Origin of the sequence: Caballeronia sp. LZ001, assembly GCF_031450875.1 — a bacterium.
GTDB lineage: Bacteria > Pseudomonadota > Gammaproteobacteria > Burkholderiales > Burkholderiaceae > Caballeronia.
In genome coordinates this window covers 69,612-85,188 of sequence record NZ_JARTVX010000001.1, presented here as the reverse complement: position 1 = coordinate 85,188, position 15,577 = coordinate 69,612, and the positions used below count along the sequence as shown (strand labels likewise).

15 protein-coding genes are annotated in these 15,577 nt (G+C 59.4%); 5 read left to right on the top strand and 10 right to left on the bottom strand.

The window, feature by feature from the left end; genetic code table 11:
- Positions 1–37: 37 nt before the first annotated feature.
- The 3 genes from P9292_RS00420 to P9292_RS00410 all read right to left on the bottom strand — a co-directional run bounded on the left by P9292_RS00420 (position 38) and on the right by P9292_RS00410 (position 4,811).
- On the bottom strand, positions 38–1,468 hold the full coding sequence (locus tag P9292_RS00420; protein WP_309851542.1) for an IS1182 family transposase: 1,431 nt from the start codon (positions 1,466–1,468) through the stop codon (positions 38–40).
- A gap of 488 nt (positions 1,469–1,956) precedes the next feature.
- A complete protein-coding gene (locus P9292_RS00415; RefSeq protein WP_309854155.1) occupies positions 1,957–2,613 on the bottom strand; it encodes a porin in 657 nt (218 codons plus the stop codon).
- Positions 2,614–3,083: 470 nt separating this feature from the next.
- Positions 3,084–4,811, bottom strand: coding sequence for a hypothetical protein (locus tag P9292_RS00410; protein WP_309854158.1), 1,728 nt, complete (start codon positions 4,809–4,811; stop codon positions 3,084–3,086).
- A gap of 894 nt (positions 4,812–5,705) precedes the next feature.
- Here P9292_RS00410 and P9292_RS00405 point away from each other — a divergent pair.
- Positions 5,706–6,470 (top strand): GNAT family N-acetyltransferase, encoded by a 765-nt coding sequence (locus P9292_RS00405; RefSeq protein ID WP_309957780.1) that lies wholly within the window; start codon positions 5,706–5,708, stop codon positions 6,468–6,470.
- 657 nt (positions 6,471–7,127) lie between these two features.
- Here P9292_RS00405 and P9292_RS00400 read toward each other — a convergent pair.
- The gene (locus P9292_RS00400) at positions 7,128–7,367 is read right to left on the bottom strand and encodes a UDP-glucose 4-epimerase (RefSeq protein WP_309854164.1); all 240 of its coding nucleotides are present in this window, start codon (positions 7,365–7,367) and stop codon (positions 7,128–7,130) included.
- Positions 7,368–7,632: 265 nt separating this feature from the next.
- Here P9292_RS00400 and P9292_RS00395 point away from each other — a divergent pair, with 265 nt between their 5' ends.
- The 4 genes from P9292_RS00395 (at position 7,633) to fnr (ending at position 11,311) form a co-directional block, all read left to right on the top strand.
- A complete protein-coding gene (locus tag P9292_RS00395; RefSeq protein WP_309854167.1) occupies positions 7,633–8,130 on the top strand; it encodes a universal stress protein in 498 nt (165 codons plus the stop codon).
- 195 nt (positions 8,131–8,325) lie between these two features.
- Positions 8,326–9,684: a PAS domain-containing sensor histidine kinase gene (locus P9292_RS00390; protein ID WP_309854170.1), complete on the top strand. Its 1,359-nt coding sequence runs from the start codon at positions 8,326–8,328 to the stop codon at positions 9,682–9,684.
- A complete protein-coding gene (locus P9292_RS00385; RefSeq protein WP_309957778.1) occupies positions 9,681–10,334 on the top strand; it encodes a response regulator transcription factor in 654 nt (217 codons plus the stop codon). The genes P9292_RS00390 and P9292_RS00385 overlap by 4 nt, the downstream gene beginning before the upstream one ends.
- Positions 10,335–10,522: 188 nt before the next feature.
- Positions 10,523–11,311: a fumarate/nitrate reduction transcriptional regulator Fnr gene (fnr, locus tag P9292_RS00380; protein ID WP_309957776.1), complete on the top strand. Its 789-nt coding sequence runs from the start codon at positions 10,523–10,525 to the stop codon at positions 11,309–11,311.
- Positions 11,312–11,424: 113 nt separating this feature from the next.
- Here the strand turns inward: fnr and P9292_RS00375 are convergent, their stop codons facing one another.
- From P9292_RS00375 to P9292_RS00350, 6 genes are all read right to left on the bottom strand, one after another.
- Complete coding sequence (locus P9292_RS00375) at positions 11,425–11,727, bottom strand: hypothetical protein (RefSeq protein WP_309853682.1); 303 nt, start codon at positions 11,725–11,727, stop codon at positions 11,425–11,427.
- Positions 11,728–12,038: 311 nt separating this feature from the next.
- A complete protein-coding gene (locus tag P9292_RS00370) occupies positions 12,039–12,311 on the bottom strand; it encodes a hypothetical protein (protein ID WP_309957774.1) in 273 nt (90 codons plus the stop codon).
- Positions 12,312–12,414: 103 nt separating this feature from the next.
- Positions 12,415–13,257 carry an ion channel gene (locus tag P9292_RS00365; protein WP_309853676.1) on the bottom strand — a complete coding sequence of 281 codons (843 nt, stop codon included), beginning with the start codon at positions 13,255–13,257 and terminating at the stop codon, positions 12,415–12,417.
- Positions 13,258–13,314: 57 nt separating this feature from the next.
- On the bottom strand, positions 13,315–13,740 hold the full coding sequence (locus P9292_RS00360) for a universal stress protein (RefSeq protein WP_309853673.1): 426 nt from the start codon (positions 13,738–13,740) through the stop codon (positions 13,315–13,317).
- A 41-nt stretch (positions 13,741–13,781) separates the two neighbouring features.
- Positions 13,782–14,288, bottom strand: coding sequence for a hypothetical protein (locus P9292_RS00355; RefSeq protein WP_309853670.1), 507 nt, complete (start codon positions 14,286–14,288; stop codon positions 13,782–13,784).
- Between the two features lie 96 nt (positions 14,289–14,384).
- Positions 14,385–15,425 (bottom strand): zinc-dependent alcohol dehydrogenase family protein, encoded by a 1,041-nt coding sequence (locus tag P9292_RS00350; protein ID WP_309957772.1) that lies wholly within the window; start codon positions 15,423–15,425, stop codon positions 14,385–14,387.
- Between the last annotated feature and the right edge of the window lie 152 nt (positions 15,426–15,577).

Genomic DNA, 15,577 nt, shown 5'->3' with positions numbered 1-15,577 from the left:
TCTTGCGTCTTCGGCAACATCGAGACCGCCGTCTCGCTTACACCCTCATCGCCTCGATAAGTCTTGTTGAACCGAGCAGCGCAATCACGCGCTTCATGTTGTAGGCAAGCACGTGCAAGCTCATCTCGGTACTGACGTGTCCGATGGTCTTTGTCAGGAAGTGAGTGGCTCCCATCCAAGCCTTGATCGTGCCGAATGGATGCTCGACAGTCTGTCGTCGGATTCTCATCATCTCGGGCGCATGGTCGAGTCTTGCCTGCATCGCTTCGAGCACAGTCTCATGCTCCCAGCGTGTCACACGGCGTTGCGGACCTGGAGTGCAGTTCTCTTTTAACGCGCACTGTTGGCAGTTTGAGCTCCAATATTTACTGAGCTTCAGTCCGCGCTCGACAGTCGAGAACCTCCAGATGAGGCGCTCGCCTGCGGGACAGTGAAATTCGTTCGCCTGTGGGTCGTAAATGAAATCGTCTCGACTGAAGCGACCGTGAGCCGTCGCGCTCGACGTGATGGTTTTCGGTACATACACGGTGATGCCCGCTTCGTGACAGGCGAGCATCTCCTCGCTCTTGTAGTAACCACGATCCGCAATCGCCGTGAGCTTCTCGACGCCCATTTCCGTGCGAGCAAGCTTCGCCATTGACGTCAATTGATCACGATCAATGCCCTCGTTGGTCACCGCGTGCGCCACGATCAAATGGTGCTTTGTATCGACTGCCGTCTGGACGTTGTAGCCAACGACTCCTGTTCCGCGCGTCTTCATCGAGCGTGCATCAGGATCGGTGAGTGACACTTGCGCGTCGGGTGCCGCTTTAAGTTGAAACTCAATCTCCTTCAGGCTTCGCATTTGCTCTTTGAGAGCTTTAATCTTGTCCTGAAGTCGTTCCGTTCTGACCTTTGCTATTCCCGGCTCCTGTCGGTCTGCCGTGTCCATCGCTAAGAGGTACCGGCCGATGCTCTCCTCAATGTCCCGCATACGACGCTCGAGCTTCGCGCTCGTAAAGTTGCGGTCGCGATGGTTGACGGCTTTAAATTTGCTACCGTCGATCGCTACGAGTGCCTCCGCAAACAGGTCAAGGCGCTGGCACAGCACCACGAATTGACGGCAGACGCTGCGAATCGCCTTGCCGTTGTCCCGACGGAAGCGAGAGATCGTTTTGAAGTCGGGAGTCAAGCGGCCAGTCAACCACATCAACTCAATATTGCGTTGGGCTTCACGCTCAAGTCGACGGCTGGATTGAATGCGGTTCAGATAGCCGTAGATATAGATCTTGAGCATCACCTCGGGGTGGTACGAGGGGCGCCCAGTGAGAGCAGGATCGACTCCCTCAAAACCTAACTGCCGAAGATCTAGTTCATCGACGAAAACGTCGACGACGCGCACGGGATTCGTGTCCGTTACGTAATCGTCCAACGCCTCAGGAAGAAGAAAGCTTTGCGTACGGCTATCGCCTTGAACGAATCGCTTCATCTCGCTCGCCTCCGCTATCGGATACGAAAATCATAACGCTTCAAAATGACGTTTTGACACGGTCTGGGCCACGTGCAGTCATATGCTTCGAGGAAGAAAGAGCAGTCAGACGGCCGCCCAGCATCGTAAAGTTGCCGACGAGGGTTTCAACATCGAGTGATTGTGCCGCAGAATAGCGGCACGCTCAAGACGTATCGCGGCTTGTCGCACGGCATGTTGACAGTGAACGCGATACGCTTAACGCCGATCTGCTCGCATTCGTGCAAAGCCGAAGGCGAAGCACGCTGTCTTCTGCCATTCGCACTGTTGATGGAGCGGTTACTCGAGCTGCTGGTCCGATCACAAATCCGCCCGAGGCCTAATACACGAATATCGACCGTTGCTAACCCTGATCGACATGACCGCCTAGAAAAAGCTCGGATGCTGGTGGCGCGATGGCACGCGACCGTTACTTTGGCAGCTTGTCGATGCTTTCCAAGTGGTGGCTGTTAGAACTTAGGGCGAATACCGACGACGGCCAATACTTGATTCTGCGTCGACGAAGCGCTGGCTCCTGTCAAGTTGGCTACCGCTTTGTTGCCGGTAGAGTCGGTCCCTGAAGCGTGCTGATAGACCACGTCCGCGTAAACGTCAGTACGTTTCGAGAGCAGATAGTCGGCGCCTATAACACCTTGATGATACTGTGCATCGTTCACACCATAGCCTTTCGTGTAGTTGTAGCCTATCCCAAAGGAAGTGGACGGCGTGAACTGATAGCGGACGTTCAATTCACCATTATGAAACTTTGCATCGCCGCCCGCGCCCGTTGCCGGCAACCCTGCCAAGGTGCCGATGTCCTTGAACTGCGTTTTGCTGTACGTCGCGAGCCCGCACCCTTTTTCGATTACACGATCACCCATGAGACGATGCGTGTGGGCGGCGCGTCGTTCTTCGTGTTGACGAAAATCGCCGACTGCTTGGCGAGCCATTACGCGCTTCACGGTCGGACGCAGCGCCTGGCGAGCGATCGACTGACCCGTTTCATGGAATGCGTGATCTCCTCGATCGATCTGTTCGACGAAGAGTTCGACACGAGCATCGCCATCGAAATCGAGAGTTGTGACACGGAGGGCGCGCTGCGCGTGACGGCAAGCGGCCTGCAGCATGCTCCGGGACCGTCGGGGATGACGCCCGTGTTCGAGCGCTGGAAACACCAGACGACTGTCCACTTCTAAAGCGCGAGCGGCTATGACACACGAAGTCGACGAGCAACAACCGCCCGAAAGACGTGGACTTGTCGGAGATCGACCGAAAAGATCTGATCCGGCAATTCGAACAGGCTTACGGGTGCAGTTACGAGGTTATCCCAAGACCAGATACGGGCTTCGATTGCGATAAGAACGGCATGTACTCGAATCGAGCACGCGCGTGGGATGGGAGATGTACTGCGCGGCCTTGGGTCTGGGTGTGGACCCGTTTTCCGGCGAGCGGTTGCCCGGCGCTATTGTGCGCAAAGGCTGATGCTCACAGGCGCCCATTGCCCGAGCTAAACCAGCGACGCCAGACTTTATGTCATAAAACGCCCGCTGACCCCGATAAATCAAGCGGGCGTTTTAGCGACGTAAGGCGAAGCGGGTTATTTAGGGTGCGCGCTGATGAAGTTTTTTATGGTGGCGTACCGGGCCTTTTTGGTGCCGTCATACTTCAAAACGCCATAGTTCATCTCGTCACCAGTAAGCGGCGTACTGGTATCTCCGGCAGCGTCGATGATTTGATAGTAATCGCAGCCTGTGATGTTGTACTGCGCAGCCACAGAGACCCATTTCGCCATCAAGTTCGGTCCGATAACGGCATTCTTTACGCTGGTTTCATTGCTTCCGTAAACATTCCAATTCGCACCAAACTCGTTGATCCGGATAGGTTTGCCCCAAGTTGCGGCATGCGCCAGCAGATTATACCCACCCTCCGAGCTCTCGGGGTTGTCATTGTTCGAGTTGGAATTGGTGTACCAGTGAAGCGCCACCAAATCGACGACCACTTTGGTGTGGCCACTCGTGCCATCCGGCTGAGTACCGGCGAATAGCATGTCATTAAAGGCCGTGTGAAGCCAGGTAATCCCAGCCATCATAATCGGCGTCGTTAAATCAGCTGTGCGGATGCCAGCGATCACGCCCAGAAAATAACCGCGGATGACAGTGAACCGACGGTTATCGTAGTGACTGGGCTGAATACCGTTGTAACTTCCCGAGAGCAAGGCATACGAGTCCTCCTCATTACCTATTTCGTACCACGGTACATAACCTTTCAGCGCCGCCGCGGTCTGCCCGATCGCATAACCGACGTTATAGGCCGATGTCTCGGTTGCCGTGTGTCCGTCCTGCGTTGGATCATAGTCGCCCTCGATGTTGGGATAAACGCAAATACCGTTCGGCGTAGCATAATTATTGATAAAATCTTGCCAAATCGCCACTTCGCCACCCCAGCCCGCAAAGCCGTTCCGAAAAGTCTTCATGCCGAGATCTTTCATTGCAGCGACGATGACATTATAGACCGCCGCAGTTGGCTGGACACCTTGTCGATCAACCCCGCTACCGCCCCAATCGAAATGACCATTCACGCCATAGAAAGTAGGTTGGACGGGGCTAGGGTAGTTGTTTCCGCGGGGATCAGTGGTCTGATTCCAGGTGTTGGTCGATGAATCGTACTCGTAATAGTTCTGATCGTCTCCAAGCACATAAAACGATTTGCCATAGTACAGCAAAGAAAGAACATGATCCGTATTGCCGATTTGCACGCCGTTTTTGTACACGACGTTCGCATATGTAGGATCGTCGTGTAGCGTCCAGATGCCGCCTGCAGCATCGATAAGCGAGGCCGCGTTGCTTGAGATGGTAGCACCATTCGCGCTTTCGACCACTTGGTTCCACGAATTCGATGTCGCATTGAATTCGTAATAGTTCTGGTCATCGCCAAGCGCATAAAACGCTTTGCCAACGTATAACAAGGACAGTACATGATCGGTATTCCCGATTTGCACGCCGTTTTTATAGACCACGTTGCCGTAGGTCGGATCGTTGTGCAAGGTCCAAACACCCCCCGCCGCATCAACAATCGAGGCAGTGTTGCTCGAAATAACGGTCCCGTCAGCCGATTCGGGAACGGTCTTGTTGAAGGGAACGTTCACAGTATCGCCAGAACTGTTGTGCAATACGTAGGTATTCGCGCCGATTGGCGACGCAGATACATCCACCGCGTCGCTGAAAGACTGCGGCGCAAGCTCCTTTCCATCAATTGATTGCGTGCTTGTGCCGACGATGGTGAGAATGTTTCCATTCAAGGTTGCGCTTGTTACGCTAAGTGCCATGCTTGCTCCTTTTTGTGGACTACGAGATAGAAGTAAATGCCGCCAGCAGAATCGGTTATCTTGAAGACCTAACCCAACTTACGTCTTTTACTTGAACCCAAAATTATTCAACACAACGTGGAACAGGCAGTTGTAGCGGTTTGCCATGACTTCGGCGATGGCCGCGGCACACGACAATCACTAGTCTGAGGCGGCGGGCAACTATTCATTGCTTTGACGATATCTCTCAATACGACGACTATCGGGCATTTCGGCGTTCACGATTTATTCGATGATTCGAGACAGCGCGTCTTGCAACCTCGGCGAAGCGGACTGCAGAGTGAACGCATGAGTGCCTGCTATCCGAAGAGCGTGTGAAAGAAGACGGTTGTCGTTTTCATCCTAGATCTCTTATCCGCTGTGGGCACTTATCAGCGCCAGTCGATTGTTGCACACGATAATGATCATATCAATACCGAAAACTGCTTTACTCTCGGTGATCGCCGAATGTTTGTTTGACGCCGTACAGTCCAAAACTGGGAGACTGGTTACTCTTTCCAACGAATCTCTGACGCTCGCAACCAAAACAACGTTTAAACAATGCCTTCAGCGACTATCAGTAACACCCCCGAAATGCGGAAGTTTCGACACCGTGACGGCGCTTCAGTAAACACGAATACGCCGCCGGCGCCGGGGAAATCACGGGAAGCTGACGCGCTCCCTAGCGGCGATTCTCTTGCGCCCCTTTCAGTGTTTCATGAACCTTGGTGGCTCGACATCGCTACTGATGGAAACTGGAGCATTGCGAAGGTCCTACAAGACGGCGAAGTCTTGGCGCAGATGCCCTATTCCTTGATTAAGCGAGGACCCTGGCAAACGTCACATATGCCTTCGCTAACTAGAACGCTCGGTCCAGTGTTCAAAGAAAATGAGAAAGATCCGGTGCGGGCAATGGCTGAGCGCGTGAGCCTCACCAATGAGTTGATCGCACAGATCCCGACGGTCCATAGCTTCTACCAAATCTTTGATCCGCGCGTCGAAGATGCACTGGCGTTTGGGTTGAAGGGATTCACGGTATCAACCCGTTACACGCTTCAGTTTCCAGTTGGACGAACTGTGGAAGATTTATGGAAGGGCTTGCATTATAAGACGCGGAACATGGTTCGTACCGGTCAAAAGTTCGTGACTATCCAGCCGCTTGCGCCGGACGAATTTAACCGGTTTTACGATAGCAACCTTGAGGCTCGAAGCCGTAAGAACATCTACGGGTCGCAAGTCATGCACCGACTTGTTACCGAATTCACTCAGCGCGGCGCAGGATACGTTCTTGGAGCCTACAACGCTGACGGGGCCCTCGTCGCGGCAATCGGTGTGGCCATGGACTCGCATGCGGCGTATTACATCTTGTCGTCCCGCACGCAAAATGCCCATGGCGGCGCGATCAGCGTTCTAGTTTGGGAAGCCATCAAGAACGCCGCCGAGCGAAATTTAACATTTGATTTCGACGGCATTCCCAACGAGAATACGTTTAAATTTTTGAGCGGCTTCCGGCCAACACTTAAGCCGCGGCTCGTGATAGAACGACATAGCCCGATATGGTCTGCGGCGAAGGCCGGCTGGGACTATTTCGCCGAGGTGGGTCCGACTGGTTCGTCACAACGGTGTGAAACCTCTCCATAGGATGGAACATGAAGAACAATTTTACGTCTTGGGTCGCGTTTCAACTTCGTGAAGTCCGCGAATGGGTACAGGCGATCACGCCGCTTTTCAAGCGTGATCGTAAGCATTGCGAGTACGATATCCGCGGAAAATAGGCGGTTAGCATTTGGCCGATGTTCGGCTGACAACGGTGCGGGTATTGCCGCGCCGATCCAAATGACCCAAAACACGAAAGAAAACGTGGTCTGCAACCGTTGTTGGAAATTTGGAGATGAGTAGCTCTAGCGCGCATACGGGCGCGTTAGTCACTTTTCCCGTCGTGCACAGCATTCGAATGCGACTGTCACGACGCGTCCCGAGACGAGCTGCCCGCGTGTGTGGCAACACTAGGCAGTTTCGGTGCCTGCATAGCTGGCACCCACTGCAATCTGGTTACACAATCGCATTTGGGCATATCATTGCCGAAGCAAAGCAGCGGATGTTATACAGCGTGACTTCGGCTATTGTCGCAGGGCTGCGTCAAATGCGGCTTCTTGCCCGTCGCCTCTCGCTTGCTGAGACCCGACGCACTCTCAGCAGCTGATCGCCGTTAAGCGTCCCAGCCTCGTAGACGGCGACCATGGCGGTCTAAATCTTTGCGTTGGTGAAGCGCGCTTGTTTCGGGCGCGGTCGCGGCGTCTAGACATCGATCGTTCCGGATGCGCGCAGACGGATCCAGGTCATGCCTTCACTCAGCCCGGCAAGCACGGCCTCATACTCGTTGTCGAAGATGCGTGCGTGCCTGAACCGGTGCACAAACCGCCCGCGCTCGGCATCGTGCTGTTCCACGCCTATCGAACATACGATGCCTTCCGTCACCTGCTCCGTGTTGCAGGTGATGCTCCAGTCCGTATCGTCCACTTGTCCCTTGAGCGACATGACGCTCTCCTTGTATTGATAAACGCATTCCTTGGCACGCGAATCCGAACGTCTGATACACGAGGAGCCAGCTTGGCGTCGCCAGAAACGCCCGGGCCATCCCGTGACCGACTCTACGAGTATCGCGCTACGCGCCCTTGAGCCAGATCAACCGATCATGTCGCGAGTCTCGCCTTGTGATCGCTTGATTTGAGTCAAGGACGGACGTCCGGACATCCGTAGACTTGGCTTGCAGCAAGGTCAATCCTCTCCAGGGAAGTTCGCCATGTACGCCCGCATTCTCGCGCCGGTCGACGGTAGCACTATCTCCTCGCATGCTTTCGACGAGGCCCTGAAAGTCGCGCGAGCCAACGACGCGATACTCCAGCCGCTCTATGTCGTCGATCCGCAGCCTCTCGCCTACGACACCACCGCTACCTTCTATTCCGACATGCGCGACGCGCTTCTCGAAGAGGGCCGACGCGTCACTGCACAAGCCGCCGAGCGCATGACCCGGGAAGGCGTGAAAGGAACCCCGCGCTTGAGCGAAGTCGAGCTGACAGGTGATGACATCGCCCAGCGCATCGCGACTTGCGCGGAGGAATTCGGCGCGGACCTCGTCGTGATGGGCACGCATGGCCGGCGCGGCTGGCGACGTCTCGTGCTCGGCAGCGTCGCGGAGCGCTTCATGCGACTGGCGCGCGTCCCGGTCATGCTCATGCCGGGACGCGAAGCCGAAGCTCGGGCGAAACCCGGGGAGCCGGCAGCGCAGTCAGCCGGCTGAGCGTCGCACGAGTCTCGCGCGCGACTGCGCACTCTGCATAGGTCACGCGGTTCGCATGGACCTCGCCGAACCGAGCACAGCGAATGTCAGGCGCTTGCTCAGCTCAAGGGATCGGCGATAATTGATCGAGCTTTCGCTCCCGTGCGGTCCGCCCACGCGCGTCCGCAGACTATCGGTGCTTGTCACCAGGTCCCTATGAGCAGAAACGAACGCCGACCTTCCATACTCATGAATGGTGCGCCCGGCTGGCGCACCGGGTCGCGCCATGGGATCGCGCTGGCAGCATTGGTTGCGGCGGCCTTGATCGTCGCATGGTCGACCGGACTTCAACGCCTGTTGTCCGCTTGCGCGCTCAGCGGACTCGCGCAATTCTGGTTGTGGGCGGGCGCGGTGACGTCGACCCTGCTGCTGACCGCATCGATCCTGCTTTTCGGCGCGCAGCGCACCGCGCGCGCCTCGGCCGACCGCGCCGTTCTTGGCCAAAAGCGGCTGGAGGGTATCCTCCGCTCCACGACGGAGGCCACTATCACGGTCGATTCGGCGCAGCGCATCGTGATGTTCAATCCGATGGCGGAGAAGGTCTTCCGCTGCAATTCGAGCGACGCGATAGGCGCGCCGCTGTCTCGCCTGATACCTGAACGCTATCGCGCGGGACATGAGCGCCAAGTCAGGCTTTTCGAACGAACAGGCGTATCGGATCGCCAGATGGGCGGGAGCCGCGTAATGCACGGGCTGCGCGCGGACGGCGAGGAGTTTCCTCTCGAGGCATCGATATCGCAGACCGAAGACGGTGACGGCAAGCTGCTCACCGTCATCCTGCGCGACGTGACCGAGCGCGTGAAAGCAGAAGCCATCCTCAGGCAATCGCGCGAGGAACTTCGCGCGCTTTCTGCGAATCTTCAGCAGATGCGCGAGCAGGAAAAGAGCCGGATCGCGCGTGAACTGCATGACGACCTCGGCCAGACGCTCAGCGCATTGAAGATGGAAATGTCCGTGCTCAAGGCGCGGCTCGACGCGCAGGGCAAGTTCGACGATGGCATCGCCGCCCAAATGCAGCGCATGCTTGGCCTGGTCGACTGCAATATCGCGTCGCTCAGGCGCATCGCTGCGCATCAACGGCCGGTCATGCTCGACGATCTCGGTTTGCCGGCGGCCATCGACTGGCTCGTCGAGGATTTCATTCAGCGCCACGGCATCGAGGTCAGGCACGAGTTCGACACTGGCGATCTCGCGTTCAATACGGACGCGGCGACCGCTGTTTTTCGCATCGTCGAAGAGGCGCTCACGAATATCGTTCGCCATGCGCACGCGAGCCGCGTCGATCTGTCGCTCAGCGCCGACCGCGACAATTGCGTGCTGCGCGTGGGCGACGACGGAATCGGCGCTTCGGCCTTGCCATCGGCGAACGCGAAATCGTTCGGCTTGCTGGGCGTGCGCGAGCGGGCGAACGCGCTGGGCGGGCGCGTCCAGATAGATTCGATGCCGGAAAGCGGCTTCGTGCTGACCGTAGTTCTGCCGCGCGACGCCGTGCGGGAAAAGGAATCGCAACCATGACGATAAAAGTGCTGATCGCGGACGACCACACGCTGGTACGCGACGGACTGCGCCATATTCTTGCCGACGCGAGCGGCTTCGAGGTCGCCGGCGAAGCGAGCGACGCGGCCAGTACGCTTGCTCTCGTTCGTTCGACGCCGGCGCACGTGCTGGTCCTCGATCTGTCGATGCCGGGCCGCAGCGGCCTCGATCTGCTCGGCCAGATCAAGGAGGAAAAGCCCGGCCTGCGCATTCTCGTACTCACCATGCACGCGGAGCAGCAATACGCCACGCGGGCGTTCAAGGCAGGCGCATCCGGCTATCTCACCAAGGAAAGCGCGAGCTCGGAACTGGTCTCTGCCGTGACCAAGGTCGCCGCGGGGGGCGCGTACGTGAGCCTCGCGATGGCTGAACGCTTCGCGCAGAACCTGAGCGGGCGCGCCGAGCTTCTACCGCATGAACATCTGTCGGACCGCGAATTCGAAGTCTTCCGGCGGCTTTGCGCGGGCGAGTCCATCAATATGATCGGCGAGACGCTGTGCGTGAGCGCCAAGACGATCAGCACATACAAGGCGCGCATACTCGAGAAAATGCAGATGTCGCATGAAGCGGCGCTCGTGCGTTATGCAGTCAAGCATAAGCTGTTCGACGACGAAGACAACGAAGTCTGACCGGCCTCCCGCGTGTCAGGATTTCCCTACACGCCTTCCCAAATCCCTACCGACCTTTCCATCGCTGCCGATTTGCTTTCGAGATAGCGCGGCTGATAATCGATGCATGGATTCATGCGGCGTATCGAACTTCCGGGTCTCACGACATTCGGCTCGGACGCGAATCTGAAATTCGACAGGAGCCTTGCATGTTACTCGATAGCGAACACAGATCCATCGCCGTTCGATCCGAAGCGCCGGCGCCGCGCTGCGCTTTTCAGATCGCGGAAAGTTCCAGGTCCGCCGCGACACGCAACGGCGTGCGCTGCTCGACCTGTTCGATGCAGCGAATCTGCATGCCGGGCGGGCTCTCGCGCGATGAATACGAGCGGCTCGATGCGATCATCTGCGCGACGCGGACCGTACGGCGCGGCGAAACGCTCTACCGCTGCGGCGACGCATTCCGCAGCCTCTATGCCGTACGCAGCGGCTGCTTCAAGACCGTCGTCATGCATCGCGAAGGCAACGGGCAAGTCACGGGCTTTCACCTGGCGGGCGACGCGCTCGGGCTCGACGGCGTGAGTTCGGACCACTATAGCTGCGACGCCACCGCACTGGAGGAGAGCGTGGTTTGCGTCATTCCGTTCGATCTGCTCGAACGGCTGTGCCGCGAGGTCAGGACCATTCAGCATCACGTACATCGTCTGATGGGCAGCGAAATCGTGCGCGAATCCAGGCTCATGATGCTGCTCGGCACGATGTCGGCGGAACAGCGCGTCGCTGCGTTCCTGCTCAATCTCTCGTCGCGCATGAAGGCGCGCGGCTATTCGCCGGCGCAGTTCGTGCTGCGAATGACGCGCGAGGAAATCGGCAGTTATCTGGGCCTCAAGCTGGAAACGGTGAGCCGGATGTTCTCAAAGCTGCATAAGGCTGGCGTGGTGGACACGCGAGGCAAGGAAGTGCGGATTCTGGATCGCGAGGGGCTCGAACGGGTATGAGCAACGCCTCGGGTTAAAGAGCGGGACTGGCGCACGCGCGGAGCGCTCTTCGTGTGAGCGCCCGGAAGTATGCGCTCTGCGCATCCGGTGACCGACGCGCATCGCTTCGTAGATCATGCGCTGCTTCTCTGCCGAAGAAGGCGCACGGCATGCTCGAACACCTGATGGATCGCCGCGCTCAAATCGGAACTCGAGATACTCCCGGCCGAGACGACGTCGAATTCGCGCGTCACCAGATCGAGCCGGGCATCATAGAGGCAGGTTCCCGACTGGTCGAGATGGGCCTCGATGCTCAAGTGGCAGTTGGCAATGTCTTTCGCGACGCGTTCGAGCCGAACCAGACCGACGCCGGCTTCTCGCTCTATCTCATCCGAGCCGGCAAAACCCAGACAGGCGATCTGCATTCCGAGGCCCATGGTCTTTCTCTCCCTTCCTTCACGGTTCCTGCATACACTGCGAAGCGGGCGTCTGATGCGCTACATGCTTCACCATCGGCGCGTCACCGGCGACTCATCCCCGCGGCGTGCGATCACGCCGCGTCGTCTATCGGACCGTCAGCCGGCGCCAGCACGAAGGCGCGAAACTTCATCTCGATGCTGCGTATCTGGCTCGCGCATCGCGCATATAGCAGGCCCGGCCCGCCATCCATTCCATACATGCCCCGGCACATGCCTTTGAGGCTTATGCGCGCATCGTCACTGCTCGTACCCGACGGCGTGCGTGTCGCCTACAGATAGACGACGCCGGCTTCGAGCGGGCGTCCCGTTTCTATCTCGGCGGCGTTCGCACGGCGGATGCGCGTGGCGGAGTAGCGCGCGACATACTCCCGGGTCCGCTCCCAACGGCGCGAGCATTCGTCCGGGCCGGCGCAATCCATCGCGGCAAATTCCCGCGCCTCGACGAGCGCCGGCTCCGTTTGCCTGAATCGATTCCAGCGGTCATCGGGCGCGCATGCCGCGAGTCCGAGCAGCAATGCTGCGCACAGCGCCGACTTTCTCATCTTGCACTCCGCTCCAGAGGCTTCGTCGATGCCACGACGATACCGGCGCGCGGGCGCTCCGGGTTTGATTTAACTCATCGGAACGCGGTGCCGGCGCGCCCGCTCATCGGGGCGCGCGCCTCGTGGCTTGCTTTGTGGCATCGTGGTTGGTGGCAGCATCCGGGCGAGAGCGCAGTTCACGCAGCGTGCTCAGGTCTTCCCGCATGTCCGCCATCTCCGTCTCGAGGCGCTTGATATCTTTGTGCATGTCCCGCCGAAGCTGCTTTTCTTCGTTGCCGATGAGCAGCGCCGCGATGCTCGCGAAGGTGAGCGACAGCATGCCGTAGCCCAACAGCACGATGAACACGGCGAAGACCCGCGAGGCCGGCGTCGTCGGAGCGATGTCGCCGTAGCCGACGCTCGCGCTGCTTTCGAACGCGAGCCAAAAACCGTCCGCGTATGTCTGCACGCGCGGTTCCAGACAATAGAAGCCGCCGCCCGCAAGCAAGATGAGCACCGCGCCGATCGACAGCAAGATCAACAGGCGATGAGGAACGAACAACGCCCGCAGCGCGAGCACGATACGCAATGCGAGCGCGCCCATGAACACGAGTCTCAGCACCCATCCGCTCGCCGACCAGCGTGCGGCGCTCGCGAAGACGCTCAGTAGCGCGGCCAAGCCGAGGCCCGCGTCCAAGGCATTGCTACGCAGAAACGCCGCGCGATGACGGGTCAGCGCGAGCATGTGACCCATCACGCCGATGCATGCAAGGCCAGCGAATACGTCGAGCCCGCGCGCCCAGAACAGCGCGACGGACGGACCGATGAGTTCGAGGTAGAAAGCTGGAACAAGCAGGAGCTGAGCGGCGAACGGCGGCCAGCGCAGCAGATGCCAGGCGCGCACGGCGGCGGGTGCATCGTGCGTTTCGACGCCGCCCGCGCCCACTTCACGCATCCAGTGTCCCATGTCGCGATAGTCTGGTTTCGAAGCGGTCCGATTTGAATGCCCTGAACGGTCGCCTTGTCATGCCTGAGGACGTGAGCGAATCATAAGCACGGGGCATGTCGAATTTCTCAAGAACGCCTCCGCGACGCTGCCCAGCACCAGCCGCCGAAATCCGGCGCGGCCGTGCGTTCCCATCACGACGAGATCGGCCGACCGTTCCACCGCGCAGCGCTGGAGGCATCGCGCAACCGGATCGGCGTGGCTTTGCGTTTCCAGCAGTTGCGTTTCGCATTCGGTGCCCGCGGCGTGCAAATGCGCCTGCGCGTCGTCGAGCATGCGACGCGCATGGCCGAACACCTCCGAGCGGTAGCGCGCCGGATACGATGAGAGCGCTGCCGCATCCGCCACGAAGACGATGTGCACCCGCGCGTTCGAACACTTCGCAATGTGCGCCGTTTCGTCCAGCGCGCGCTGCGACGATTTACTCCCGTCGAGCGCGACCATGATGTTCCGGTACGTGAAGGCTCTCCTTGGGGGCGTCTCGCTCAGACCACCGACTCCAGATTGTCGATCCGCGCGAGTCTGCGTTCGATCTGCTTAACGAAGGTATCGATGACGCGCCGCTCATCGTCCGCGCGGGGTGTGCCTGTGATCGTGCAGCGCGCGACGGGCTGCTTGCCGACGAACTTCTTCATGTCCGCGAAGACCGTGGCCGCGCCGCACGCGCGTTGTGTGCAGAAGAAAGCCACATGCGGCAGCTTGCGCCGGTTGGCCGCCAGCCACGCGCGCACCGGCGCGCTGACTTTGCCGGCCCACACGGGCGTGCCGATGATGACCACGTCGTAACGCGTCACATTGTGCTGTGGCGGATCGAGGCGCACGCTTCGTCCGAACAGGGTGTCGGCAAGCGAGCGCAGATATCCGGACACGCCCGCGCGATCGGCGGGCTCCGTGATCGCCTCGAAATCGGCGCGCAAACATGCGGCGAGCGTCGTGCCCAGCGAGCGCGTCCTGCCGCTGCGTGAAAAGCAGACCACCAGCACTCTCGACACCTTCGTTCTCCCGGACCGCGTAATTGGCGATCGGCAGAAGGCGGCGCGACTTTCCGTTTGCTCTCGCCTTCTGCCGCGTGCGCCGCCTCGGGCGATTCATGAGACCTCGATCAGGACCTTAAGCGCGTGAGTGTCCGCCGCGTTGCTGAAGGTCGCATACGCATCCAGCACGTCGCCCAGCGAGAAGCGATGCGTGATGAGCCGCTGCGGATCCAGGCGCCCCGCGCGCACCGTCTTGAGCAGCATGGGCGTGCTCACCGTGTCGACCAGCCGCGTGGTGATCGTGACGTTGCGGTCCCACAGCGTTTCGAGATGCAGATCGGCTTTCGCGCCATGCACGCCCACGTTCGCGACGGTCCCGCCTGCCGCGATGATCGACTGGCACAGCTCGAAGGTCGAAGGCACGCCGACCGCTTCCACCGCGCAATCCACGCCCGCGCCATCCGTCAGGCGCAAGACCTCGGCGACAGGTTCCGTCGGTCCGATATCGATGCACGCGGTCGCACCGAAAGTGCGCGCCACTTCAAGACGATGCTTGTCGCGATCGATCATGATGATCTGCGCCGGCGCATAGAACTGCGCGGTGAGCAAGGCGGCAAGACCAATCGGCCCTGCGCCTACGATCGCGACCGTGCTGCCGGGCTGCACGCGGCCATTGAGCACGCCGCATTCGAAGCCCGTCGGAAGAATATCCGACAGCATGGCGAGCGCCTCTTCCTCCACACCGGGCGGGATCGGGTAAAGGCTCGTGTCGGCATGCGGAATGCGAACATACTCGGCCTGCGTGCCGTCGATGCGATTGCCGAGTATCCAGCCGCCCGTCGCGCAATGCGAATACATGCTGCGCCGGGATGCCTCGCACTTGCCGCAAGAGGAGATGCACGAGATCAGCACGTGATCGCCCGGCTTGAATGCGGCAACGGCCGCGCCCACTTCTTCGACGATGCCGACGCCCTCGTGTCCGAGCACGCGGCCGGGCTCGCAGCTCGGCACGTCGCCCTTGAGGATGTGCAGATCGGTGCCGCAGATGGTCGTTCGCGTCACGCGCACGATCGCATCCGTGGCGTTGGCGAGCTTCGGAACGGGGCGCTCGTCGAGCGACTTTTTCCCCGGGCCATGATAGACAAGTGCTTTCATCTTCGAACTCCTCGTGAGCGCATGACGTTGTGTCGACGCGGCCACTGTATGGCCCGGGCCGGCATCGGCGATTGACCTGAGTCAACGGAAGCGGACCACGGCGACGAAGCGCCGCGCCGTTGACCTGCATCAATCGGATCTCCGCGCCACGT